This window comes from Nitrosopumilus cobalaminigenes (genome assembly GCF_013407145.1).
In the GTDB taxonomy this organism is placed as follows: domain Archaea; phylum Thermoproteota; class Nitrososphaeria; order Nitrososphaerales; family Nitrosopumilaceae; genus Nitrosopumilus; species Nitrosopumilus cobalaminigenes.
On the sequence record NZ_CP026993.1, the window covers coordinates 489,085 to 510,293 of the forward strand.

Sequence of the window (21,209 nt, forward strand, 5' to 3'; positions counted from 1 at the left end):
TACTTAAAAATAACGTGAATCTTTGAACTATTCTTTCTCCGAAATTGCGCACAAATCACTCATTTTGTTTAATTCTTTTTTTGTTCATTATTTCTACCAAGAATTAAATAGAAATTCTAAAGGATGAAGATCACTTGAGTCAGACTACTGAGCAGATACAAAAAAGCGATATCAAAGATATTTTAGAAAATTCCCTAGCTGGAAAAAGACCTGGGCCTGAGGATATTTTGAGATTATTAGAGTCTGATGATGTTCATTTGATGGGTCTTACTGCTGGCCATCTCACAAGAAAACAATTTGGCAAAAAAGCCTCTTTTGTAAATAACATAATTTTGAATTACACCAATGTATGTATCACCGATTGTAAATTCTGTGCATTTTACAGATCTCCTGGTGCTGAAGATTCTTACACATTAACACTTGATGAAATTGAATCTAGAGTGAAAACTTCTTGGGAGATGTTTAAGATTCGCCAAGTCTTGATTCAGGGTGGTCATAATCCAAATTTGAAGATTGAGTATTATGAAGACGCATTTAAAATGATTAGAGAAAAATTCCCAACCGTTGGGGTTCATGGATTATCTACATCTGAAATTGACATGATTGCAAGAGTTGAAAAATCTTCTACAAAAGAAATTTTATCTCGATTAAAAGATGCTGGATTACAATCAATTCCTGGTGCTGGTGCTGAAATTCTAACTGATTCAGTTAAAGAAATTATCAGTCCAAAGAAAATTTCCAGTGATGATTGGATTCGAATTATGGATGAAGCACATTCTCTTGGAATTCCTGGTTCTGCTACCATGATGTATGGTCATGTAGAAAACAACAATGACATTGTATCACACTTTTCAAAAATCGTCAAACTCCAAGAAAAGACCAATGGCTTTATGGCATTTATCCCATGGAACTTTGAACCAAATAATACCTTGATGCATGAAGAAGGTATTGTAGAATATGGTACTGGTGGAATCCAACTCTTGAAAATGATAGCAATATCTAGACTTGTTCTTGATGGTTTAATACCTCATATCCAATCTTCCTGGCTAACTAATGGTGTTGGAATGGCTCAACTCGCATTGCAATATGGGGCTGATGACTTTGGTGGCACTTTGATTGGAGAAGAGGTTGTTTCTTGTACTGGAGCACGTTCTACAGAACTAACTGATAAAATAATTGTCGATGCAATTCATCAAATTGGATATCAGGTAGAAGAACGAGATAATTTCTATAATCCTATTTCTATTCTATAATCCGTAACTAGACCATTTTGAATCCACTAGATTCTTTGTATCTTCATCAACTTTGACTTGTTGCTGTATTTCTCTCATGTATCCTTCTTCTCTTGTTTTTTGAGTAGCATCAATTCCCATCTTCGATCCCAAATTGACTAATGGTGATGCAGGATCGAGTGTATCAGTTGGGGCGTTGTCTATAATTGTAGTATCTCTAGCTGCATCTGCTCTTGTAGTAATTGCCCATATCACATCGTTGATGTCATGTACATTGATATCCTCATCTACTACAACAAACATTTTGGTTAGGGATAACTGTCCCATTCCCCATAACCCCATCATTACTTTTTTTGCTTGACCTGGATATCTTTTTTTGATTGAAATAATTGCAAATCCTTGGAACCATCCTGCTGCTGGCATACTAAAGTCAACGACTTCTGGATGGAACATTTGAATCAATGGTAAAAATGAACGCTCTATTACTTTTCCAATATATGCATCCTCAAGAATTGGTTTTCCTACAACTGTTGTAACATAAATTGGATCTTTTCTTCTCATGATCCCTGTCAGTGTAAATGTTGGATATGGTTCCACTGGAGTATAGTATCCTGTATGATCACCAAATGGCCCTTCATCTCTAATGTCTGCAGGATCTACATATCCTTCTAAAACAATTTCAGCATTTGCTGGAACATCCAAATCTATGGTTTTACACTTTACCGTTTTGATTCCTTCTTTTCTAGTAATTCCTGCAAATAGATATTTGTCTAGTCCTTCAGGAACTGGTGCAATTGATGAAAATATTGTAGCTGGTTCTCCACCAATAATTATTGCAGTTGGAATTTTTTCACCCTTGTCTTTTGATATGTCGCTGTGATGTGCACCTCTCTTGTGTTTTTGCCAGTGCATTAATGCATGAGTTTTATCTACAATTTGCATTCTGTAAACTCCTAGATTTCTAACTCCAGTTTCTGGATGTTTTGTTGCAACTAAACCTAATGTAATGAATCGTCCTGCATCATCAGGCCATGATTTTAAAATTGGAATGTCATCAAATGATGCTTCACTAGATGTAATTTCAGTTACAGGTCCACTAGTTTCTGCTTTAGGAAATGATGCAGTCATCTTTGTAAGTTCTGGAAGTTTTTTAATTTTGTTTAGTAATCCTGATGGAACATCCATCTTTGTCATATCTGCAATTCTTTGACCAATTTCTGTAAAGTCTGTCATTTCCAATCCTATCTCTAATCTTTTCATTGAACCAAACGCGTTTCCTAAAATTGGCATATCGAATCCTTTGACATTTTCAAAAAGTATTGCTGGACCATTAGAGTACATCTCTCTCCTCATAATTTCTGCAACTTCTAAATCAGAATCAACTTCAGTTTTTACTCTCTTTAATTCGCCATGTTTTTCAAGTTCTACGATGAAATCTTTGATGTCTTCTATACCCACATTGATTCTCTAGTCAGATCAAGTATAAGCTTAACTCGATTCTACATTGGTGGAAGTTCAGTTTTCTTGTCATGTCCACCAGAACCAAATTTACAGTAAAAACACAATTCTGACTCCATGTACTTTAATTGCTCAACTTGGATTGCTCCTAACTTTAATGCAATTTTTGTTAGAATTTTGTATTTTAGAGGCATTGCCGGAATTACTTCATCCATGTATACTCTGTAATGATCTGGACAAAACTTTAGAGTAACTTTTGATGGCTCTTTGCCTTTTTCATTAACTTGTTTGGTGAAATTGATCTGTTCTCGAATGTATTCATGTTTAGGACATGGACAATCTTTGCCTCCAGGATGTTTGTAGGCTGGAGTGTTCTTCCAATCAAATTCTGGATATTCTTTCTCAAAGTCATCCATGAGATCAATTGTGCAATTTAGCATATAAAACTTGATCAAAATTAGTTGGCGTAATCAACCCAAATGTACATAAACCCCGGATTGGCCATCAAAAATATGGCAGCTGCTAAAAAGCAAACAAAAGCAGATCTTGAAAGCAAGATTGCAGAATTAGAAGCAAAGCTAAACAAACTTTCTACTCAGCTAGACACAAAACCAGCTGAAGTAAAACCGGCAGAAGCTAAACCCGCAGAAACAAAACCTGCTGAGGTTAAGCCAAAACCAACATTGCCAAAAGGCTCTGAGGTTAAACCAGCTGAAACAAAACCAGCTCCAGCAAAACCTGCTGAGAGACCTGCAGCAACTACAAAACCAAAAGGTACACTACCAAAAGGTTTTGAAGAAAAATCTGCAGAGGTTCCAAAACCAGCTGAAACTACAAAAGACCTTCCAGCAGCAAATACTGTTCAAGAGGCATTAGAGAATGCATACATGACAGCTCCTATGACATCATTCCATGATTATAGGGCCAAAGTCACAGGTTATTCTCCAGCACCTAACAGATACTTTGTTAGACTAACTGCTCCTGTAGGAAAAGTTCCAACCAAAAATTGGAATGACCAAAAAGCAACAGTAACTGGTTACACAGCATGTTCAAACCAATACTATGCAACAAGAGCAAGAATGGCATACCATCCTGCTGATAAAACATTTGGAAGTTTTAGTGGAGTCAATATGACAGTTGAAGGTGTTGATGCAAAAGCACAACAAACACCAACTCCAGAACCACCAAAGCCTAAAAGAGGCACACTACCAAAAGGTTTCTAATTCAAAAATATCTTTTATTTTATATTTTTAATAGTAATATTCTTCTTTGATCATACACTATACTGTATATGGCTCCAAAAAGTAAATGCCCTAACTGTCAGCAAAATGAATGGCTTGAAAATAATGAACTAAGCTATCTCCCAACTGTAATGAAAATGGATGATGGAACATATGCCGCAGATCCGCATAATGGAATTCATGTTAGATTATGGCGTTGTAACAATTGCATGTATGTGATGCAATTCTGGGAACCTGATTGATAACAAACTGATGAAATTTTTACAAAATATTCTTTGATTTTGCTAATTATTTTGAATAAATTTTTCCGATGATCAAAATGTAAATAAACAATGCAATATTTACTGTAAGGAATGGCAGGAAAAACCAAAGCAAGTACAAAAAAGGACTTAGAATCCAAAATTGCAGAACTAGAGGCAAAATTAACTAAATTATCTACACAGTTAGAAGCCAAACCATCTCCAAAACCAGCAGAAACTAAACCTGCTGAGGTAAAACCAGCTGAAACAAAACCAGCTCCAGCAAAACCTGCTGAGAGACCTGCAGCAACTACCAAACCAAAAGGCACCTTGCCTAAAGGAATGGGAGAAAAACCTGCAGAGGCACCAAAACCAGCTGAAACTACGGCTCAACCTCCAGCTCCAACAACTGTACAAGATGCCTTAGAGAATGCATACATGACAGCTCCTATGACATCATTCCATGATTATAGGGCCAAAGTCACAGGTTATTCTCCAGCACCTAACAGATACTTTGTTAGACTAACTGCTCCTGTAGGAAAAGTTCCAACCAAAAATTGGAATGACCAAAAAGCAACAGTAACTGGTTACACAGCATGTTCAAACCAATACTATGCAACAAGAGCAAGACTTGCACACCATCCACCTGGTAAAACATTTGGAAGTTTTAGTGGAGTCAATATGACAGTTGAAGGTGTTGATGCAAAAGCTCAAACACAGCAAACACCACCACCAGAACCACCAAAGCCTGCAAAAGGTAAACTTCCAAAAGGTATGGAACAAACACAGCAAGCTCCACCACCACAACAGTCAACATATGTTGTCGATGATGGAAAGTCTAGAGAAGAAAAATTAGCAGATTATGAAGCTGATTACTTGCAAAGACTAGAACAACAAAGAAAAGATGAAGATAAAGCATTCGATGAATTGCTTGAAAAAGAAGCAAAAGCTCGCTCTACTGCAAACAGAGGTACTTTACCAAAAGGTTTTGAACCAAAACCAGAACCTGAAGCACCAAAAGCATCTAGAGGTACTTTACCAAAAGGTTTCTAATCTCTCATCAAATCTTTTTACTTTATTTTATTTTAAATTTAGAAAGTCCTGTAATACTTCTTTAGAATGTCCTGCTGGTTTTACTTTGGGATATATTTTGAAAATTTTTCCTTTCTCATTTACAAGAAATGTACTTCTCATTACTCCCATGTATTCTCTGCCCATGAATTTTTTCTTTCCCCAAACACCAAATGCGTTTGAGATTTCCTTGTCTACATCTGCCAACAATGGATATTTGATACCCATTTTATCGCAGAATTTTTTGTGAGATTCAACATCATCTGGACTGACGCCAATTATCTCAATTCCTTCTTTTTGGAATTTTTTATAATCTTTAGAAAATTCGTCAGCTTCTGTGGTGCATCCTGGTGTGAAATCTTTTGGGTAAAAGTAGATTGCATGCTTTTTGCCCTTAAAATCACTTGATTTTACTTTGTTACCATTTGCATCATTTACTGCAAATTTTGGAACAGAATCGCCTTCAGAAACCATGTGTTATCAAATGGATTAATCCACAATTAATTGCTTTTTGAGATCAACTGTTCACAAATCAAGGTCGAATCTTTTATATGGATATACACGAGGCTTTTGCTCATGGTTAGTCCTAAAAGTTGGCTTGCAGAAGCAATTTCGACATTTGCCTTGGTCTTCTTTGGCCCATTGTCTGTAATTCTTGCAGCATCCGTTTTTGGAGAAGGACTATCTATTGAAGCAATAATTATGATATCATTAGGTCACGGTGCAGCAATTGCATTTATGGTCTATGCATTTGGACATGTTTCAGGTGCTCACATCAATCCTGCAGTAACAATTCCTATGATGATTACAAAGAAAATTGGAATCAAAGATGGAATTGCATATATCGTATTTCAAATAATCGGTGCAATTGTAGCAACAGGTACTTTGATTGCATTGTTCCCTGAAATTGGAAAACCTGTTTTCTGGGGTGCACATGGTGGTCCAAGTGCATTACTTGGTGGTAGTATGATGTCTGGTTTAGTTCTTGAAATTATTATGACATTCTTCTTGGTAACTGTAATCTTTATGACGGTAATTCACAAGAAAGCACCAAAGTATGTTTATGGTGCAGTAATTGGTGGAATGGTTTTCTTACTTCACTTAGTTGGAGTTCCTTTAACTGGTGCATCAATGAACCCTGCAAGATCATTATCTCCAACACTATTTTCAGGTGATGCAGGACTATGGGAAGTACAATGGCTCTACTGGGTAGGACCAATAGTTGGTGGTATCATTGCAGGTTTGATAATGAATTACATCTATACCAAACCGGCTGAAAAAGAAGCATAATCTATTTTTAAAAATTTACTAAAAAGTAAATACTAGACGAGGTTATTCTCATTATGCAATATATTTTTCTTGGACATGATGTTGATTGGCGAAAACAAGGCCCTGAAAAAAAACATATTTTGGAAAGAAAAGAAAGGTTTACTCAAGAAGCTATTGATTCTTTGGATACAAAAAATCCATACTATAATTTTCCTGAAATAATGGATATTGAAGATTCATTAGGCATAAAATCCTCTTTTTTCTTTAGAACTATTTACGAAAATGGGGATTATTTGGATTATGAAAATGAAATTACTGATTTGATCAAAGGTGGGTGGGAAGTTGGATTACATCTTGATCCTCAATCTGTTCTAGATTATAATAAAATCAAAGATGAGAAAACAAAATTAGAATTGCTTACAAAAAATCAAATACTTGCAAATAGAGTGCATTTTCTAAACTATGATCAAAATCTTCCTGAAAAACTAAAAAAGTTGGGTTTTGTCTATGATTCGTCTATACGACATTCTAAAGATCAAATAGATAAAAAAGAAATGGGTTACTCTAAAATTGATGGAATTTATGAATTTCCAATTACTTTGATGGATGCATACTTGTTTACACATATGAAAATCCATGAAGATGATCTGGTTTCTACCTTTCAAAAAACTTTGAATTATTCAAGATCTCTGAGAGATAATAACATCTTAACAATGATTTGGCATGATAATGTATTACAAATGAAGGGGGGGAGAAAATACAAAGATATTGTGGAATTCTTAGTTTCTCAAAATGATGTTAAAGTGATGAGTGGAATTAATGTAGTAGAAATGTTAAACAAAACAAACTCTTTTTAAATTGATAGAAATCCAAATTAAACCTATGTTTTATCCTTTCTACATGTCTTCTGATGAAATCTTCAAAATGTTTAAAATCGAATCTAAAAAACTATCTGGGTTTATTTCAAATGCATCTGATCCTAATTTAGAAATTTCTGCATTGGTTGAGACATATTACCAAGTCATGAATGTGTCTTCTATGATCTCTATGCTTAGACAACAATTGAACCCAGATCTAGATCAAATATTGGATGAAATTGATAAAACTGAACTTATGATTTTAGAAGAATTCAATTCTGATATTCATCCAAAAATATTGGAAAATCTAAAAAGATCTATTCAAGAAACCACTTCTGTTTTACAGTCTAATTTTGGTGAAAAATCCACAAAACAAATTGAAGATGAATCTCATCTATTTGATGAATTACGCAAAAAAATGAGTACTAAGGAATTCGTTGAACAATATGATAGTGAAATTTCTCATGATTGAAGAACTTGCAAAAAATCTAGTTGAATTAAAAAAAGAATTTGTTCCAATCTATGATGGTAATAGCCAGATACAAGAAGTAATTCCAAAATCAAAATCAGATTTATTTCCAATTGAAGAATCTCATTTAGAATTGCTACATGAATTTGCAACAAAGAATCCCATCTACTATAATTCCTTTGAGAAAAAAATTGGTACTATTGACTGCATTGTATATGAAGGTGACATTAACAAATATTGGCTAAACAGTATTCAGCATGGTTCAAGCAAAGCTCCTTTTTCCCCTACGTGGATAATGTCTGGATATGTTGGCTCGTTGCTTGCAAAAGAATTGGGGTATTTGCAAGTAATTGACATTGGTTCAGGTGATGGTAGGATTGCATTTTGTGCCAAAGTTTTGGGTTTGGAATCATACAGTATAGAAATTGATGATATGTTAGTAGATTTACAACATCTTCTTACATCTACACTAGACTTTCATCCGTTTTGTTCTGATGCAGCTTCCTTTGATTATTCTTCATTGAATTTATCACGACCTATCTTTTTCATTGGGGGCCTTGCACAAATGGGCGGTACTTCATTGGCATCTGGTGTACTGAAAACAATTGATTCTATTTCTAATCTGAAAAAAAATACTGGATGGGTATTTGCTGGAACTTTGTCTCAAAAATATGCTCCAGATCCTAAAAACGAGGCTGGATGGGGAACTTTGATTGAAGAAAATAATCTAAAACCTGTTCAAACTGTTTCATTGCCCACTGCTTGGACTTTACATGAATCTGATGAAACTCCATACATTTTTGCTGAATCTATCTGATAGCAATCCAAATTAAGCGTAAATTTCCAAAACTTTTTGGACTCGTTGCATAGCTTGGATAGTGCGATTGCTTGCGGAGCAATAGGTCGCCGGTTCGAATCCGGTCGGGTCCGCCTTTCTCACGTTCTTTTTAAGTTCCATCATGCAAAAATACTTGATTTCGCTTGAAGATACTTAGAGAAGAATTGCAACAACAACGAGAAGAATTACCGATCGAACTATTCTATGCTGGATGCAAATCTCCTGAAACCAAGAAAAAATACACTAGAACTTTGCAGAAAATTCTGTGTGATGTATTGGAAGATGTACTTGAAGGAACCTTTGAGCAAAGAGCAAATCAACTAGTATCACACTCGCAAGAAAATCCAAAATGGATTCAAGGAATTTTACTACAACTATCTGAGAAACTCCGACAACGCACCGAACTATCATCAGATCATGCAGACTATCTTAATCCAACATCTGTTAATAATTACTTCAAACCATTAAGAAAATTATTAGACATGAATGATATCCCTGTCTCCTGGAAGAGGATCTATTCCACATTTCCTGAATTAAACAACATGTCTGATTCACGAGGTTATACTTTACAAGAAATTCAAAAGATGTTGCAACATGCAAACGGTGCAATAGACAGAGCAATTATTTTGATTGCATCGAGTTCTGGAATTAGAGTTGGAGGATTTGAACTAAAATGGAAAGATGTTGTACCCGTTTACAAAATTGATGATAAAATAACATTTGACATTACAGAATCTCAAGAAAAACAAGCAGAGATTATCTGCGCCATGATTGCCATCTATAATGATTCTAATCAGAAATACCCTGCATTAATTACTCCGGAGGCATATGATGCTCTTCTAAACTACAAAATGGAATGGATTAAAGAAGTTGGACGAGAGCCAAAACCTGACGAGCCTATTTTCAAGCGTGAAGGCATTATGCCAATACCTGCAAAGCCTACTGCAATCAAACAACGAATGGAAAGAATACTTGGACGTTCAGGAATTCGAACACCATTAGTAAAAGGCAAAAGACGACATGACGTTCCTGTTATGAATGGTTTTAGAAGATTCTGGAACAAGACGTGTAACGAAACCACTTCAAAAGATTCTACTTTGGCATCTCTGATCAAAAAAGAATACCTGATGGGACATTTGGACTGGTGAAGACCAACAAAAATTATTTCAAAACTCAAGTTTCAGAATTAATTGAAGAATATCTTGGTGTTATTCCAAATCTGACAATATCAAATGAGAAGAGATTAAAATTTGAAAACGAAAAGAAAACTAAAAAAATTGAAAAATTAGAACAACAACAAAGAGAAATTGATCAGTTGAAACTTGAAGTTAAGAGAATTGACATTAAAAACAAAATGAGTGAAGCCATGAAAAAACAATTTATTGTATGGGCCGAAAAGAATCCTGACAAAGCAGATGCTATACAAATAGCCAAAACTGGTTTAGGAAAAATGAATATTGATGATCTTGTAGAACATTATCTTTTAGAACATGATGGAAATATAGAAGGATTTTTAGAGAGAGTATCTAATTCAAAAATTTCTGTAGTTGATGACTAAGGTTCAACCCACGGGGATTCAGCCACTAAATTGAGGATGAAAATGGACGTAGATTAATTTGAAATAGGCTAATAGAATAAATTGGATTTAGAAAATCATCTCTAAAAATTAACATTCCGCCATATCAAACAAGGCAAGTTTATCGTTAATGCATTGTTCAACTGAGTCATGACCTAACTCCAAATAATTATCAGTACAATATTCGGTTAAATTTTCTCGTTGTCGCTCGATATTGTCCAGATCACATGATTTAGAGGATAAATGCTCAGTCCAGATTAAAACTCCAAAGAGAATTATCAAACCACAAAAAATTAAAATTGTAATTTTGATATATCTTGTCATCTTCATTCCTTATTGATTATTTCATTATGTAAGATTTGATGAGGATGGGTTTTACCAAAAAATGATTTCTACATACATGCTCGTGGGTCGTACAATCCCATTTCATCATTTATGCATTGTTTTACTGAATCATGACCCCATTCTAAATATTTGTCAGGACACGACTCTGTCAAACGTTGATAGTATCGCTCTGTTACATTTGGGCAAGAATTTGGATCAAATGTAACTACTAAATAATCAATTAAGAATAAAGCTCCAAAAATCCCCAATCCACAAAAAAACACGACTGTGATTTTGAGATATTTGTTCAATGAATTGATTTGAATCGTACTGGTTTAAGGTTTAACATAGTTTGGTTTTTACCAAAAATTAGAAAGATGAATCCAAAAAGGCCTGAACCAATAATGAGATTAAATTAGTCATCAAAAGGGAATTGTATACTTTGTGACTCTAACAATTCAAAAAAGTGTAACAAAATTCCATAACAAAAAGGCACATTTATCATACATTGAGAATAACTGTTTTTCAATGACTAGAACAAGTTTGTTAGCTATTCTAATTGCAGCAACCATTGCAATTACTATAACTCCACAAATTATGGCACAAGAAGAAAATACTGATGTTAGTGTGTGGGATTCAACTGTCATACCTGTCTTTGGAATATATTCAGTAGGAGGAAGTGGACAGATCGCAGGAAACTTTGCAGTTGATACTTTTGAGAAAAAAGATACTGCAATTCAAGTAGGTCTTAGGGCACAAGATAGATTTGATGGACCAATTGAACCAATAGGAAATGTTTACTTTGCACCAACAGGTGAATCTGCACCTGGAATTGCAAATTGGAATTTTGATTGGAGTGCAGATGCAGGAACTACATATCTGCAAGAACAACTAGGAAAAGATCTTACAAGTCAAGACTTGGAGGACTATACAGTAATTTTAGAAATTGTAGACACTGAAGGTAACACGTACTCTCTTGACTTTTTGGATATTCCATATCCTCCTGGACCAGTATTATTATCTCAGAGTTCTCAGAATGTAGGATTTGGATTCATAGGCTTGCCAATTGATAGTGCAGCATATGATATTTCATTATCTGTTTCAAATGATAAAGGAAGAACACTAGCTGAATCTGAAATCACAGTAATTGTTACTGATGAGACACCAGATAATGGTAAGATAGACATTTGTCATAAAGGAAAGAAAACAATCAATGTATCAGTTAACTCAGTTACTGCTCACCTTAATCATGGTGACACAGTAGGTGCTTGTTAGCCATACATCTTTTTTATTTATCTTAGATTCAAATCCAAAAAGACCTGAACCGTTTTAGGGGTTATTATCAGATTCATTAAGTAATTCATCTCCAAAATTAAATTCTGATGAATTGTGAAGGCCAATCTCAAGACATGCAACAATGAAATCATTAATTGATTCACCAATCAAGTTACATCGCTCTCTTAGTTCATCATGCATCTTCGTTGGTATACGGGCAGAAACAGTTCTAGACATTTGTTTACACTAGTTTACATGATTTTTTATTCTTAAGGACTACCAAAAATGTGGAACTTTACAGATTCAAACTCTTGTTATTTAATTTTATTTTTTAACATCTAAAGTTACAACAATTTCAGTTTCATCATTATCAAGGCTGTCATCCAATCTAATTTTTTTATCTACAAGTTTGAATTCTTCAATTAAAGAACCATCTTCGGTAAATGTTCTGACTAGTTTACTTTTTGGGAGAACTGATACGTCACTAGCATCATGATATACTTTGATTGATTCTCCATTTTTTATTATAATTTTCAATCTATTCCTTATGTAAAATCATATAATAAAAAGTAAGATTCTATTTTAATACATAAAATTTTGTAATTCTAGACAAAATTCAAGTGTAAAATTTACAATATAACGATACCAAAAATCTGTACAAGAATTGCCGCAATTGCAAATATTATGATTTTTACGCCCAAACCCACATACAATATCACACATGTTTAGTGATAAACTTAGGTAAACAATGTTAATTCATACTTAATATCTTACAAGGAAGAAATTTGAAATTGGGATTATTTTATAATTAAAACTAATGTTACGATCACTCCTAGGATCCCAATGAAAATCAATGTATTTCGAAGATTTGATTTAATCATCTAATTCTATTTTTCTCTTTTTGGCTTTGAATGTGCTTTCATCATGTGGATTTTAGTTCGTTCAGGTGCAGAGAATGTGAGTCCGCATATTTTACATTTATTTGTAAATTTTGTATCTTTTTTGAAAATATTTTTTATCCCTAGTTTTCCAAATGAAAAATTAGATTCCATACAAATTAAGCAAATTATTCATTATAAGCCATTGCTTAACATTGTTAATTGACAATTAATTTCCCTAATAGTTAAAGTAGCAATATTTCAAACAACAGTGTGGTAGTTTCTAAAAAATATCGTGATAGAATTTACATAATTAAGGATATTATTTTGACCTTGTCTGAATATGGTCAACTCAACCAAACTTCATTGTTTAGTTTTTGTGGATTGAACATTACAAAACATAAACAAATTCTAGAGAATTTGGAACAAAATGAAATGATTCAGAGAATAGAGTCTGTAGATGGTAAAAGAACCATCACCATCTTTAAAGTGACTCAAAAAGGAATGGATTTTTGTAATGAGATCATAGAACCGTTTGAAAAATTATTCCCAAGAAGTGGATTTTCTAATATCGAGAATCTTGGATAATTATTCCTCGTCTATCTTGTATTTTGATACAATATCTCTATCCAAATCTTCTCTTTTCTTCAAATAATTACAATATCTTTTATTCCAAGAATTAAGAGACCTGAATTGCTGTATTCCCGTAACCAACCATATTCCTGAAGTTACTAGAACTACGGTAAGTAACACTGTCAATAGTATTGCAAAATCCCCTTCATGTTCTACCAAACTTAGAAAATTTGGATGAGTGAAGAGATATAATGAAATTCCTATAGCTAGAGGGGCTAAAATGAGAGCTGAAAATGAAACGCCCAACATCAATCCTTTGAGATGTTGAATTTTATCAATAAACAAATCCATTGAACTTAAGATGTTATTTCTATTGTCAGACAAGTGTACTATTCTCCAGATTATTTCTTTTCATGTTATCTAGACAAATTATGATTAAAGGACTATTAAAATTTCTCTGGAATATCACTGTATGATTTGTTTGTCTATAGTATTTAGGAAATACTTAACATTGTTAATTTAGTTTTATTACAAATTCAATCCAATTGCAACGCATGACAGAACAAGAAGATGCTGAAGAAGAAAATCTTGCAGATAAGAAAAATAAAGATTGGTGGAGATTAGAAAAATTTCAAATCGGAAGGAGTAGATTTCCCTAGAAATGACTTTTTGCTGTAAGGGAATATGCGAAACATTGCAGACAGATAGGGTTCCTACTGGGGCGATATACCAATCAGGACATAAAAGATGTTCAATGTGTTCAGTTTTTGTAAAAACTAATGATTTAAGATGTCCTTGTTGTGGGGTTCGTCTTAGAACTAAATCAAGAAATAAACATTCTAGGAAAAATATTTCCTTAACATTGTTAAGTGAAAATTAAATATCTTGAAATCTGATTAAACTTAATGCAGAGGCAACTCACTCCAGAGAGGAAATATAGAATTATGAATTATTATGATAGGTTCATTTACACCTAAGACACGGTAATTTCCTACTGCTTCTGCATTATTTTTATTATATTTCAAGAGTTAACATTGTTAACTGAAGTATATTACGTGCAAATTTAGAAAAATCATAATTGGTAAAATTAAAGTGCAATGATTATGGTTTTGAATGTGATTTTGTAGTTGAAGGCGAAGTAGAGAAAGTACTTGACGACTTTGGAAAACATACTGATGAAGAACATGGAATAGACTATTCCAAAGAGTCTCTAATGCAGTTCATTTTGAGAAAATCATAAACAATGATGAGGTGAGCATTGCATGATTGATTATTTAGATTACAATTTCATCTTGTTTTTCCTTGATAATGTATTTCTTCAAGGGGATGATGGAGGGATTTTCTCATTTTTGAGTCAAAATAGGCAGGCATTAGGAAGTGATGACCCGATAGTAAAGGGGGTAATTCTAACTCTATTTGGAGTAACAGGGTTTGGAATCCTTCTCAATATTTTCAATTCTTTGGTCAGAAAGAAGATGGTTGATCAAGACAAGCTTTCACGAATCATGAAAGAAACTCGTGGTTGGCAAAAAGAAAGAATGGCTGCAATGCGAGCAAAGGATCAAGCAAAGATTGCAGAGTTGGGTAAAAAATCATCTTACATGAACAAAATGTCCATGGAGATGATGCAGATGAATATGAGACCAATGATGATTACTTTTGTTCCCTTAATTTTGATATTTTATCTTGTGTTGCCCCAGTTATTTGCCTATACTGTTGCATTCTCTCCAATCTCCCTTAATGTAATTCCGGGAGATTTATTCCAACTCACATGTACTGCAGAACAAGCATTGGATGTGGAGCATATTTGTTTTGGTAAAGAAAATGCACTTTACTTATGGGCATGGTATTTTCTATCATCTATATCGTTTAGTGGAATAATCATGAAATTGACAAAGACTTCAATGAATTTGTCTTAGCGAGAACACTGTTAAACGAACAAGCAGAAATATTTTCAAAGATGAACTGTTCTCGCCACAATAATTATGAGGAATCCAGTATTTAGATAATAATTAACAATGTTAAGTGAACACTAAATATCAAAATGTTCATTTTCTTCGTAATGTAGAAGTCAATATAGCCAACTAGCATAATTCCTAGAATGGATATGCCTCTTGCTAAGTCCTAGGATTCAATTCATCCTATTCCATCCAAACTGTCATTTTTGGCTTCTACATTATACTTAACAATGTTAATCATTGTGTATATGCTCATAACCTACTTTACAGATATTGCAAATGAACAAACCTTCACGAAGAAAATTAATGGTTATTGGTACTGTCATTTGTAGTGGTGCACTATTAGGATTTGTTATTTTGGGGTAGTCAGTTGATTTGATATTTTTTTAAAGACATTTTATTGATTTTTCAAATTTTTAAAGTTTAATAATATTATATTCTAAATAATTTGTATGCTTTTTGGAGTTTTTGCAGTACATAGCCCTGAATCTTGTCCTCTAAATAATAAAAAGAGCAAAACAACTTTCCTTAAAATTGAAAGTAAGCTGAAAAAGAGTATCAAAAATCATAACATAAACAAACTAATCGCATTTTACATGTCTGTTTTAGAACATGAGTGGATAATCATTCTTGACGCCAAAAGTGCACATGACATTGAAACAATGTGTATGGATGTGGGAATATCTTCTACTAGTACTGTAAAAATCGTACCTTTAAACGAATTTTCAAAGGCTATAGAAAAAATAAGAAAATCTTAATATTTTATTATTCAATTATTTCAACTTGAAATTGTTCATTGATCCATATGCCAATGATTGGTACGGGTAATTCCCATGATTTTATTTTTGAGATTGCATTTTTGATTTGTCTTATTTGTTCATCTTTTGAAACTTGATTTCCTTCACAATCATGATGTGCAGATACTAGTATAATTTGAGAGTTACTTTCATTTATAGAATGGAGTACTTTTGAGTGAATTTTGGAACATTCATTATTGTTTGTAAATAATTTTACTACCCCATGCTCTGTAATTGTATCTACATTATCTACATTATAATTGGTTTTTAACCATTGGTTAATTGGAAGTTGAATACGTCCATCAAGACAATTAATTGCGGTTCCAAATTTTGAACTCATTTTATATTAACGTGATAATGGCATTGTTATAAAGTTGAGTTAACATTGTTAATTATTACATTAACATTGTTAGTTATTGTATATATTATGAAAACATATTTTGGAACATTGGAGAAAACTCTAAAAAAATATTTAGGTGATATGTTATGACTGATGAAACTCTATTTGTTGGAACTGCGGATGCAGAACATATAGAGATGTATCTAAAAGCAATCTGGCATCTCAAAGAAAGAAGAGAAGGTGTTAAAATTAGCACCATAGCCAACATGCTGAATGTAAGACAACCCAGTGTTGTTCAAATGCTTAAAAAATTAAATGCTAAAAATTTAGTTTCTTACAACAAAGCAGGAGTAAAATTGACAGAAGAAGGTCAAGAAATTGGTGCAAGTATGATGAGAAACAGCAGACTGTTGGAAGTTCTCATGGACAGTGCACTCAAAGTAGAAATTGATGAAGAAATGGTTTGTGGAATTGAACATCACATGAAAAAACAATTTACAGATGCTCTGTGCACAATGCTAAATCATCCACGAAAATGTCCACATGACCATGAAATTCCTATGGGCGACTGTTGTCAACAATAATCAAAATTTAAGATTTAGAAATTTCTGACTTGAATGCATTTCTCAGTAAAATAGGACCGATGAATATTGTTGCCAATATTACAAAAACTATGGTGGAGTAAATCTCATCTGAAAGTACTTCAAAAGCCAATCCTATTCCTGCAACAATAAATGCCACTTCACCTCGTGCCACCATCCCATATCCAATTCGTAATCCTTTTTTCTTGTTTTTCAAAAGAACAGATGCAGGAATTCCACACCCAAGAACTTTTGAAAATACTGCCAGTCCCAAAATCACTACAAACAAAATCCAGTTGATTGATGATATTTGTGTGATGTCAACATGAGCTCCTATTATTGCAAAAAATAACGGTGCTACAACCACCTTTAATCTTCCAACAAATTCTCGTACTTGAATTGCTAATTTTGAGCCTGCAAGCCCCATCCCTGCTGCAAAAGCCCCTACTATGGGATTTAGCCCTACACTAGATGCGATAGCTGCCAAACCAAATGCTGATCCTAATGCAATACCTTGTCTTGTACCTCTTGCTTCAAGTGTTGAAGGATGTGTTTTAGAAGCTACATGTACAATTTTGGGTAAAATGTAAACTGCTCCAAGTAATATCAAAATCCAAAATCCAATTTGTGTAATTGTAGTAATGGCAATTGATTCTATTGTCGGAATTGTATTTAGTGTGACTAACGAAATTATTGCAGAAAATATGGCAAGACCTAAAACATCATCTAACACTGCTGCATTTACCAAAATATTCCCTTCTTTGGTTTTTTCCTTTCCTAATTCCTCTAAAATAATTACAGATACAGCTATACTTGTAGCACTTAAAGTCGCTCCAACAAATACGGCAGTTGTCCACTCATAACCCATCCAAAGTAAAACAAAATATCCTGTAACAAGAGGTACAATGACTCCCATTATTCCTATGATTGCAGATTTTGTACCTGCTTTAATTAGATCATGAAATGTAAAATGTAATCCTGCTGAAAACAAAATGACTATTCCAGAAATTTGCCACAATGCTAACATTACTTGGTTTAGTTCAACAATTGGTCTACCAAAAATTGGAATTAATCCTCCCAAAGCAGCAGGACCTAAAATTATTCCTGCAAATACATATCCGATAACTTCGGGGATTTTAAAATGAGAACAAAGTCTACCTAAAAGTAATGCCGGAAGTACCAAAAACAAAATACCAATAATTGTAGGAATTACATCAAACTCAGACACCATTTATTGGAATTTTATGTGGTTTCCAATAAAACTATGATTCTAATTTGCAGATATGAGATTAATCCTCATGCCTGTATGTGCTAATTATATCTCCAAAATAATATCTGAATCTGCGTGAAATGGAACGTACATAGAACTTCACAGACCCAAACCCGGTCGGGTCCGTTTATCGTTTTGACTATAATGTTTTTATCATCTAGATTTCGTGTGTTGAATTACTTGCAAAAAAGTTTGATTTATTCAATTGTTTTCCTAATTGCTGTAGGGTTATTTTCTTCTCCATTATCTTTTGGAGATTCTATTGATGAATTAGAAAAAGAACGTATTCAATTGGATAAACAAAGAAAAATTTTTGAAGATAACCTTCAAACTATTCAGAATCAGATTAACGAATTATCATCAATTTTAAATGATCTTAAAAATAATGATGTCTCTAATGATAAAATCGAAGATATTGAAGAGCAATTAGAAGAACTCTATGATGATAAATCAAAACTTGAAAAATCAGAAACTGATTTGTTGGAACGAGAAGCAATTTTTAAAGAAAAATGGAATGATGTTTCATCATCTCCTTCAATTACAAATACTTCTGATGATGCTTCAATTCCAGATTGGTTCAAGAGTAATGCAAAATGGTGGAAACAAGGACTAATCTCTGATGGTGATATAATTAATGCACTTGAATCACTAATCATCCAAGATATCATTCCATTGGATAAATTTGTAAAATCTCATTCTGGATTAGAACATGCTGCAGGTGTATCTCCTGGCGGCACATTTGTAATTGAAACTAATGATGAACCAAAAATTCCCACTTATCAAAAAGATGTTTTTGGATATTGGAGTGATGGCCAAGTTTCAGATTCAGAAATTGTTAATTCTATTGGTCATCTGATGGCTGAAGGAATAATAAATTCTGCCAAAATCCAGGCTGAAATTTCTGAAAGACAGGCAAAGTTTGATCAAAAGATGGCTGAATTGGACAAAGTGCTTGATTCGGATTCCAAATTTATGGATAAAATTGATGGTGATGATGGCTCAACTACGGTAACTAATCCCGATGGTTCAAAAACAGTTGTTTTTGAAGACAAGTCATCAACTACTTTCTTTCCAGATGGTTCTCGAATAACCAATATTCCTAATGGAATGACAATGGATCCCTTTGGACTTTCATTTACAATTGATAAGTATCATACTTCTTATCAGGAATCTGGCCATCCAACAATTTCAAAAATAATTGTTCATCCCGATGGTTCTAGAGATCTTTATCAATTTGTTGACACAAAAAGTTTCGAGGCATTTGAATTTGCAACTAGTTTCGCAGAAGGATTACTAATTACTGATTTAAAATCTGATTCTATTGTATCTACACCTTCATCTAATGTAGGAGGAATGCAACAATTATCTCAAATCACAACATTGACTATTGATGGAATTCAATTCCCTATTTCTCAATTTACTATTTGGAAATGGTCTGGGGAATGTGATGATGCATGGCACTATCACACTCCAACTGCTCAAGCTATTTCTGCAGATGGTGAAACAGGAATAGTTGATCCTGATCAGGAAAATTGTGGCTTTGGAAAAGTTGGAGAAGTTTTTGTTGGAACTTGGTTTATGAGTCAAGATGAAATTGATAAATTCAGAGATAGAACCGATTCTGATCCTCTCACAAATGAGGCGATGATGGGAGGCTCTGATGATGAATCTACACCTGTTGATGTGAACCCTGGTCCTGCTTCTATTGAAGAATCTGATAGTGGATCAAAAATCACTTCATCAAAATCTGATATTCTTACAGATTATGAGGATTTTGACGGTGATGGAATTGCTGATGAAATTGATGATTCTCCTTATCTGGCATCTACTACATTTGGTTCTCTTGGAACTGGCTTACCTGGTGAAATTCTTGATTTGGGTGGCCTTGAAGTTAGAATTATTGGTTCTGATGAATTTGGTGTATTGACCATTGAGATTACAGATGATGGCAGTATGTTCAAATCTTACGAGGATGGTGAAGCACCACATGCGATAATCCAAGTTCTGGGGGTTGACCTTGAAATGGAACCTGGAATCTATGAATTTTCATTTGGATGATTTTGATCTTTTAAAAAATTACGTGAAATTACTTACATAAGATCACACAAGATCATCTTTAACTAAAATAAGAATATCTTACAATTAATGACTAAAACAATATTTGGAAGAAAACTTCTCATGTTAGCTACAATTACAGTACTAGTTACTGGTTTAACGTTAACAACAACTCTCGACGATGCCGAAGCAAAAAAAGTAAAAAATACTGATGTTAGTGTATGGGATTCAGATGTTTCAATTAATCCCATTACAGGAATATTTCCAATTGGAGGTTCTGGACAAATTGCAGGAAACTTTGCAGTAGAAACTAAGGACAAGAAAGATACAACAATCCAAGTTGGATTAAGAGCACAAGACAGATTTGATGGTCCAATTGAACCAATAAAAGATGTCTACATTGTTCCAACAGGAGAATCTACACCTGGTCTTAGGGCATGGAATTTTGACTTTAGTATTGATTCTGGTACTGAATTTCTTGAAACACAACTAGGAAAAGATCTATCCACAAGTAATTTGGAAGACTTTGATGTGGTATTAGAAATTAAAGATGCCGAGAAAAATAAATTCAAACTTGATTTTGATTTGGGTGGAATTAATGCAAATCCTGTTGGACCAATAATTCTATCTCAACAGTCTTGGAACATTGGATTTGGTTTTCTTGATATCCCTGTAGATAGTGAAGCATACAAAATTTCCCTTTCTGTTTTAGAAGATGATGGAAAAAAAGGGAAAAAAGTAGCAAAATCTAAGATTACAGTATTAGTTACTGATCAAGTTCCTGAAGATGGCAAACTAGACATCTGTCATAAAGAAAAGACAAAATCAGTTTCTGTAAAGTCTGTTGCAAAACACATCGAAAAACACGGTGACACTATCGGTCCTTGTACTGAATAGTATTCTTTTTT

Annotated in this window: 28 protein-coding genes and 1 tRNA gene; 19 read left to right on the forward strand and 10 right to left on the reverse strand. The window is 33.6% G+C overall.

What is annotated here, in order from left to right:
• Nucleotides 1–134 precede the first annotated feature (134 nt).
• Nucleotides 135–1,253 (forward strand): cyclic dehypoxanthinyl futalosine synthase, encoded by a 1,119-nt coding sequence (gene mqnC, locus C5F47_RS02915; RefSeq protein ID WP_179361413.1) that lies wholly within the window; start codon nt 135–137, stop codon nt 1,251–1,253.
• On the opposite strand, the gene C5F47_RS02920 is transcribed toward mqnC, so the two are convergent.
• Both C5F47_RS02920 and C5F47_RS02925 read right to left on the reverse strand, forming a co-directional pair.
• A complete protein-coding gene (locus tag C5F47_RS02920; RefSeq protein ID WP_179361414.1) occupies nt 1,248–2,690 on the reverse strand; it encodes a menaquinone biosynthesis decarboxylase in 1,443 nt (480 codons plus the stop codon). The two genes, mqnC and C5F47_RS02920, sit on opposite strands and share 6 nt — an antisense overlap.
• A gap of 41 nt (nt 2,691–2,731) precedes the next feature.
• On the reverse strand, nt 2,732–3,106 hold the full coding sequence (locus C5F47_RS02925) for a hypothetical protein (protein ID WP_179361415.1): 375 nt from the start codon (nt 3,104–3,106) through the stop codon (nt 2,732–2,734).
• A 63-nt stretch (nt 3,107–3,169) separates the two neighbouring features.
• Between C5F47_RS02925 and C5F47_RS02930 the strand changes: the two genes are divergently transcribed.
• The 3 genes from C5F47_RS02930 to C5F47_RS02940 all read left to right on the forward strand — a co-directional run bounded on the left by C5F47_RS02930 (nt 3,170) and on the right by C5F47_RS02940 (nt 5,223).
• The gene (locus C5F47_RS02930; protein ID WP_246271159.1) at nt 3,170–3,913 is read left to right on the forward strand and encodes a trans-sialidase; all 744 of its coding nucleotides are present in this window, start codon (nt 3,170–3,172) and stop codon (nt 3,911–3,913) included.
• Between the two features lie 68 nt (nt 3,914–3,981).
• A complete protein-coding gene (locus C5F47_RS02935; RefSeq protein WP_179361416.1) occupies nt 3,982–4,173 on the forward strand; it encodes a hypothetical protein in 192 nt (63 codons plus the stop codon).
• A 111-nt stretch (nt 4,174–4,284) separates the two neighbouring features.
• Complete coding sequence (locus C5F47_RS02940; protein WP_179361417.1) at nt 4,285–5,223, forward strand: trans-sialidase; 939 nt, start codon at nt 4,285–4,287, stop codon at nt 5,221–5,223.
• A 27-nt stretch (nt 5,224–5,250) separates the two neighbouring features.
• On the opposite strand, the gene bcp is transcribed toward C5F47_RS02940, so the two are convergent.
• Nucleotides 5,251–5,715: a thioredoxin-dependent thiol peroxidase gene (gene bcp / locus C5F47_RS02945; protein ID WP_179361418.1), complete on the reverse strand. Its 465-nt coding sequence runs from the start codon at nt 5,713–5,715 to the stop codon at nt 5,251–5,253.
• A 102-nt stretch (nt 5,716–5,817) separates the two neighbouring features.
• On the opposite strand from bcp, the gene C5F47_RS02950 reads away from it, so the two are divergent.
• The 7 genes from C5F47_RS02950 to C5F47_RS09635 all read left to right on the forward strand — a co-directional run bounded on the left by C5F47_RS02950 (nt 5,818) and on the right by C5F47_RS09635 (nt 10,232).
• Entirely contained in the window at nt 5,818–6,531 is a 714-nt protein-coding gene (locus C5F47_RS02950) for an MIP/aquaporin family protein (RefSeq protein WP_179361419.1), read from the forward strand.
• Between the two features lie 53 nt (nt 6,532–6,584).
• A complete protein-coding gene (locus C5F47_RS02955; RefSeq protein WP_179361420.1) occupies nt 6,585–7,367 on the forward strand; it encodes a polysaccharide deacetylase family protein in 783 nt (260 codons plus the stop codon).
• Nucleotides 7,368–7,410: 43 nt separating this feature from the next.
• Entirely contained in the window at nt 7,411–7,839 is a 429-nt protein-coding gene (locus C5F47_RS02960; RefSeq protein WP_179361421.1) for a hypothetical protein, read from the forward strand.
• Nucleotides 7,832–8,653, forward strand: coding sequence for a hypothetical protein (locus tag C5F47_RS02965; RefSeq protein WP_179361422.1), 822 nt, complete (start codon nt 7,832–7,834; stop codon nt 8,651–8,653). The genes C5F47_RS02960 and C5F47_RS02965 overlap by 8 nt, the downstream gene beginning before the upstream one ends.
• A 38-nt stretch (nt 8,654–8,691) precedes the next feature.
• A tRNA-Arg gene (locus tag C5F47_RS02970) sits at nt 8,692–8,766 on the forward strand.
• A 72-nt stretch (nt 8,767–8,838) separates the two neighbouring features.
• Entirely contained in the window at nt 8,839–9,822 is a 984-nt protein-coding gene (locus tag C5F47_RS02975) for a site-specific integrase (RefSeq protein ID WP_246271160.1), read from the forward strand.
• Nucleotides 9,819–10,232 carry a hypothetical protein gene (locus tag C5F47_RS09635; protein ID WP_246271162.1) on the forward strand — a complete coding sequence of 138 codons (414 nt, stop codon included), beginning with the start codon at nt 9,819–9,821 and terminating at the stop codon, nt 10,230–10,232. The genes C5F47_RS02975 and C5F47_RS09635 overlap by 4 nt, the downstream gene beginning before the upstream one ends.
• 410 nt (nt 10,233–10,642) lie before the next feature.
• Here C5F47_RS09635 and C5F47_RS02980 read toward each other — a convergent pair whose 3' ends face one another.
• Nucleotides 10,643–10,885, reverse strand: coding sequence for a hypothetical protein (locus C5F47_RS02980; RefSeq protein ID WP_179361423.1), 243 nt, complete (start codon nt 10,883–10,885; stop codon nt 10,643–10,645).
• Between the two features lie 217 nt (nt 10,886–11,102).
• Here C5F47_RS02980 and C5F47_RS02985 point away from each other — a divergent pair, with 217 nt between their 5' ends.
• On the forward strand, nt 11,103–11,849 hold the full coding sequence (locus tag C5F47_RS02985; protein ID WP_179361424.1) for a hypothetical protein: 747 nt from the start codon (nt 11,103–11,105) through the stop codon (nt 11,847–11,849).
• Between the two features lie 54 nt (nt 11,850–11,903).
• On the opposite strand, the gene C5F47_RS02990 is transcribed toward C5F47_RS02985, so the two are convergent.
• The 3 genes from C5F47_RS02990 to C5F47_RS03000 all read right to left on the reverse strand — a co-directional run bounded on the left by C5F47_RS02990 (nt 11,904) and on the right by C5F47_RS03000 (nt 12,901).
• A complete protein-coding gene (locus tag C5F47_RS02990; RefSeq protein ID WP_179361425.1) occupies nt 11,904–12,086 on the reverse strand; it encodes a YlcI/YnfO family protein in 183 nt (60 codons plus the stop codon).
• An 87-nt stretch (nt 12,087–12,173) separates the two neighbouring features.
• Entirely contained in the window at nt 12,174–12,386 is a 213-nt protein-coding gene (locus C5F47_RS02995; protein ID WP_179361426.1) for a hypothetical protein, read from the reverse strand.
• A gap of 350 nt (nt 12,387–12,736) precedes the next feature.
• Nucleotides 12,737–12,901 (reverse strand): hypothetical protein, encoded by a 165-nt coding sequence (locus C5F47_RS03000; RefSeq protein ID WP_179361427.1) that lies wholly within the window; start codon nt 12,899–12,901, stop codon nt 12,737–12,739.
• A 99-nt stretch (nt 12,902–13,000) separates the two neighbouring features.
• Here C5F47_RS03000 and C5F47_RS03005 point away from each other — a divergent pair, with 99 nt between their 5' ends.
• On the forward strand, nt 13,001–13,315 hold the full coding sequence (locus C5F47_RS03005) for a winged helix-turn-helix domain-containing protein (protein WP_179361428.1): 315 nt from the start codon (nt 13,001–13,003) through the stop codon (nt 13,313–13,315).
• On the opposite strand, the gene C5F47_RS03010 is transcribed toward C5F47_RS03005, so the two are convergent.
• Nucleotides 13,316–13,651, reverse strand: coding sequence for a hypothetical protein (locus tag C5F47_RS03010; protein WP_179361759.1), 336 nt, complete (start codon nt 13,649–13,651; stop codon nt 13,316–13,318).
• 727 nt (nt 13,652–14,378) lie between these two features.
• On the opposite strand from C5F47_RS03010, the gene C5F47_RS03015 reads away from it, so the two are divergent.
• The 3 genes from C5F47_RS03015 to C5F47_RS03025 all read left to right on the forward strand — a co-directional run bounded on the left by C5F47_RS03015 (nt 14,379) and on the right by C5F47_RS03025 (nt 16,016).
• On the forward strand, nt 14,379–14,540 hold the full coding sequence (locus C5F47_RS03015) for a DUF1059 domain-containing protein (protein ID WP_179361429.1): 162 nt from the start codon (nt 14,379–14,381) through the stop codon (nt 14,538–14,540).
• Between the two features lie 22 nt (nt 14,541–14,562).
• Nucleotides 14,563–15,219: an EMC3/TMCO1 family protein gene (locus tag C5F47_RS03020; RefSeq protein WP_179361430.1), complete on the forward strand. Its 657-nt coding sequence runs from the start codon at nt 14,563–14,565 to the stop codon at nt 15,217–15,219.
• A 491-nt stretch (nt 15,220–15,710) separates the two neighbouring features.
• On the forward strand, nt 15,711–16,016 hold the full coding sequence (locus tag C5F47_RS03025) for a hypothetical protein (RefSeq protein ID WP_179361431.1): 306 nt from the start codon (nt 15,711–15,713) through the stop codon (nt 16,014–16,016).
• Between the two features lie 7 nt (nt 16,017–16,023).
• Here C5F47_RS03025 and C5F47_RS03030 read toward each other — a convergent pair whose 3' ends face one another.
• Nucleotides 16,024–16,395, reverse strand: coding sequence for a carbonic anhydrase (locus C5F47_RS03030; RefSeq protein WP_179361432.1), 372 nt, complete (start codon nt 16,393–16,395; stop codon nt 16,024–16,026).
• A gap of 146 nt (nt 16,396–16,541) precedes the next feature.
• Between C5F47_RS03030 and C5F47_RS03035 the strand changes: the two genes are divergently transcribed.
• Nucleotides 16,542–16,979, forward strand: coding sequence for a metal-dependent transcriptional regulator (locus C5F47_RS03035; protein WP_179361433.1), 438 nt, complete (start codon nt 16,542–16,544; stop codon nt 16,977–16,979).
• A gap of 7 nt (nt 16,980–16,986) precedes the next feature.
• On the opposite strand, the gene C5F47_RS03040 is transcribed toward C5F47_RS03035, so the two are convergent.
• Nucleotides 16,987–18,207, reverse strand: a complete 1,221-nt coding sequence (locus C5F47_RS03040; RefSeq protein WP_179361434.1) for a cation:proton antiporter — start codon at nt 18,205–18,207, stop codon at nt 16,987–16,989.
• Between the two features lie 219 nt (nt 18,208–18,426).
• Between C5F47_RS03040 and C5F47_RS03045 the strand changes: the two genes are divergently transcribed.
• Nucleotides 18,427–20,304: a hypothetical protein gene (locus C5F47_RS03045; protein WP_179361435.1), complete on the forward strand. Its 1,878-nt coding sequence runs from the start codon at nt 18,427–18,429 to the stop codon at nt 20,302–20,304.
• A gap of 87 nt (nt 20,305–20,391) precedes the next feature.
• Nucleotides 20,392–21,198, forward strand: a complete 807-nt coding sequence (locus C5F47_RS03050) for a hypothetical protein (RefSeq protein ID WP_179361436.1) — start codon at nt 20,392–20,394, stop codon at nt 21,196–21,198.
• Nucleotides 21,199–21,209: the final 11 nt, after the last annotated feature.

Bases quoted from the DNA above. Each gene is read 5' to 3' on its own strand.
- C5F47_RS02925 (WP_179361415.1), bottom strand. From the start codon at position 3,106: ATGGATGACTTTGAGAAAGAATATCCAGAATTTGATTGGAAGAACACT.
- C5F47_RS02930 (WP_246271159.1), top strand. From the start codon at position 3,170: ATGTACATAAACCCCGGATTGGCCATCAAAAATATGGCAGCTGCTAAA.
- C5F47_RS02935 (WP_179361416.1), top strand. From the start codon at position 3,982: ATGGCTCCAAAAAGTAAATGCCCTAACTGTCAGCAAAATGAATGGCTT.
- C5F47_RS02940 (WP_179361417.1), top strand. From the start codon at position 4,285: ATGGCAGGAAAAACCAAAGCAAGTACAAAAAAGGACTTAGAATCCAAA.
- bcp (WP_179361418.1), bottom strand. From the start codon at position 5,715: ATGGTTTCTGAAGGCGATTCTGTTCCAAAATTTGCAGTAAATGATGCA.
- C5F47_RS02950 (WP_179361419.1), top strand. From the start codon at position 5,818: ATGGTTAGTCCTAAAAGTTGGCTTGCAGAAGCAATTTCGACATTTGCC.
- C5F47_RS02955 (WP_179361420.1), top strand. From the start codon at position 6,585: ATGCAATATATTTTTCTTGGACATGATGTTGATTGGCGAAAACAAGGC.
- C5F47_RS02960 (WP_179361421.1), top strand. From the start codon at position 7,411: ATGTCTTCTGATGAAATCTTCAAAATGTTTAAAATCGAATCTAAAAAA.
- C5F47_RS02965 (WP_179361422.1), top strand. From the start codon at position 7,832: ATGATTGAAGAACTTGCAAAAAATCTAGTTGAATTAAAAAAAGAATTT.
- C5F47_RS02985 (WP_179361424.1), top strand. From the start codon at position 11,103: ATGACTAGAACAAGTTTGTTAGCTATTCTAATTGCAGCAACCATTGCA.
- C5F47_RS02990 (WP_179361425.1), bottom strand. From the start codon at position 12,086: ATGTCTAGAACTGTTTCTGCCCGTATACCAACGAAGATGCATGATGAA.
- C5F47_RS03000 (WP_179361427.1), bottom strand. From the start codon at position 12,901: ATGGAATCTAATTTTTCATTTGGAAAACTAGGGATAAAAAATATTTTC.
- C5F47_RS03010 (WP_179361759.1), bottom strand. From the start codon at position 13,651: ATGGATTTGTTTATTGATAAAATTCAACATCTCAAAGGATTGATGTTG.
- C5F47_RS03020 (WP_179361430.1), top strand. From the start codon at position 14,563: ATGATTGATTATTTAGATTACAATTTCATCTTGTTTTTCCTTGATAAT.
- C5F47_RS03025 (WP_179361431.1), top strand. From the start codon at position 15,711: ATGCTTTTTGGAGTTTTTGCAGTACATAGCCCTGAATCTTGTCCTCTA.
- C5F47_RS03030 (WP_179361432.1), bottom strand. From the start codon at position 16,395: ATGAGTTCAAAATTTGGAACCGCAATTAATTGTCTTGATGGACGTATT.
- C5F47_RS03035 (WP_179361433.1), top strand. From the start codon at position 16,542: ATGACTGATGAAACTCTATTTGTTGGAACTGCGGATGCAGAACATATA.
- C5F47_RS03040 (WP_179361434.1), bottom strand. From the start codon at position 18,207: ATGGTGTCTGAGTTTGATGTAATTCCTACAATTATTGGTATTTTGTTT.
- C5F47_RS03050 (WP_179361436.1), top strand. From the start codon at position 20,392: ATGACTAAAACAATATTTGGAAGAAAACTTCTCATGTTAGCTACAATT.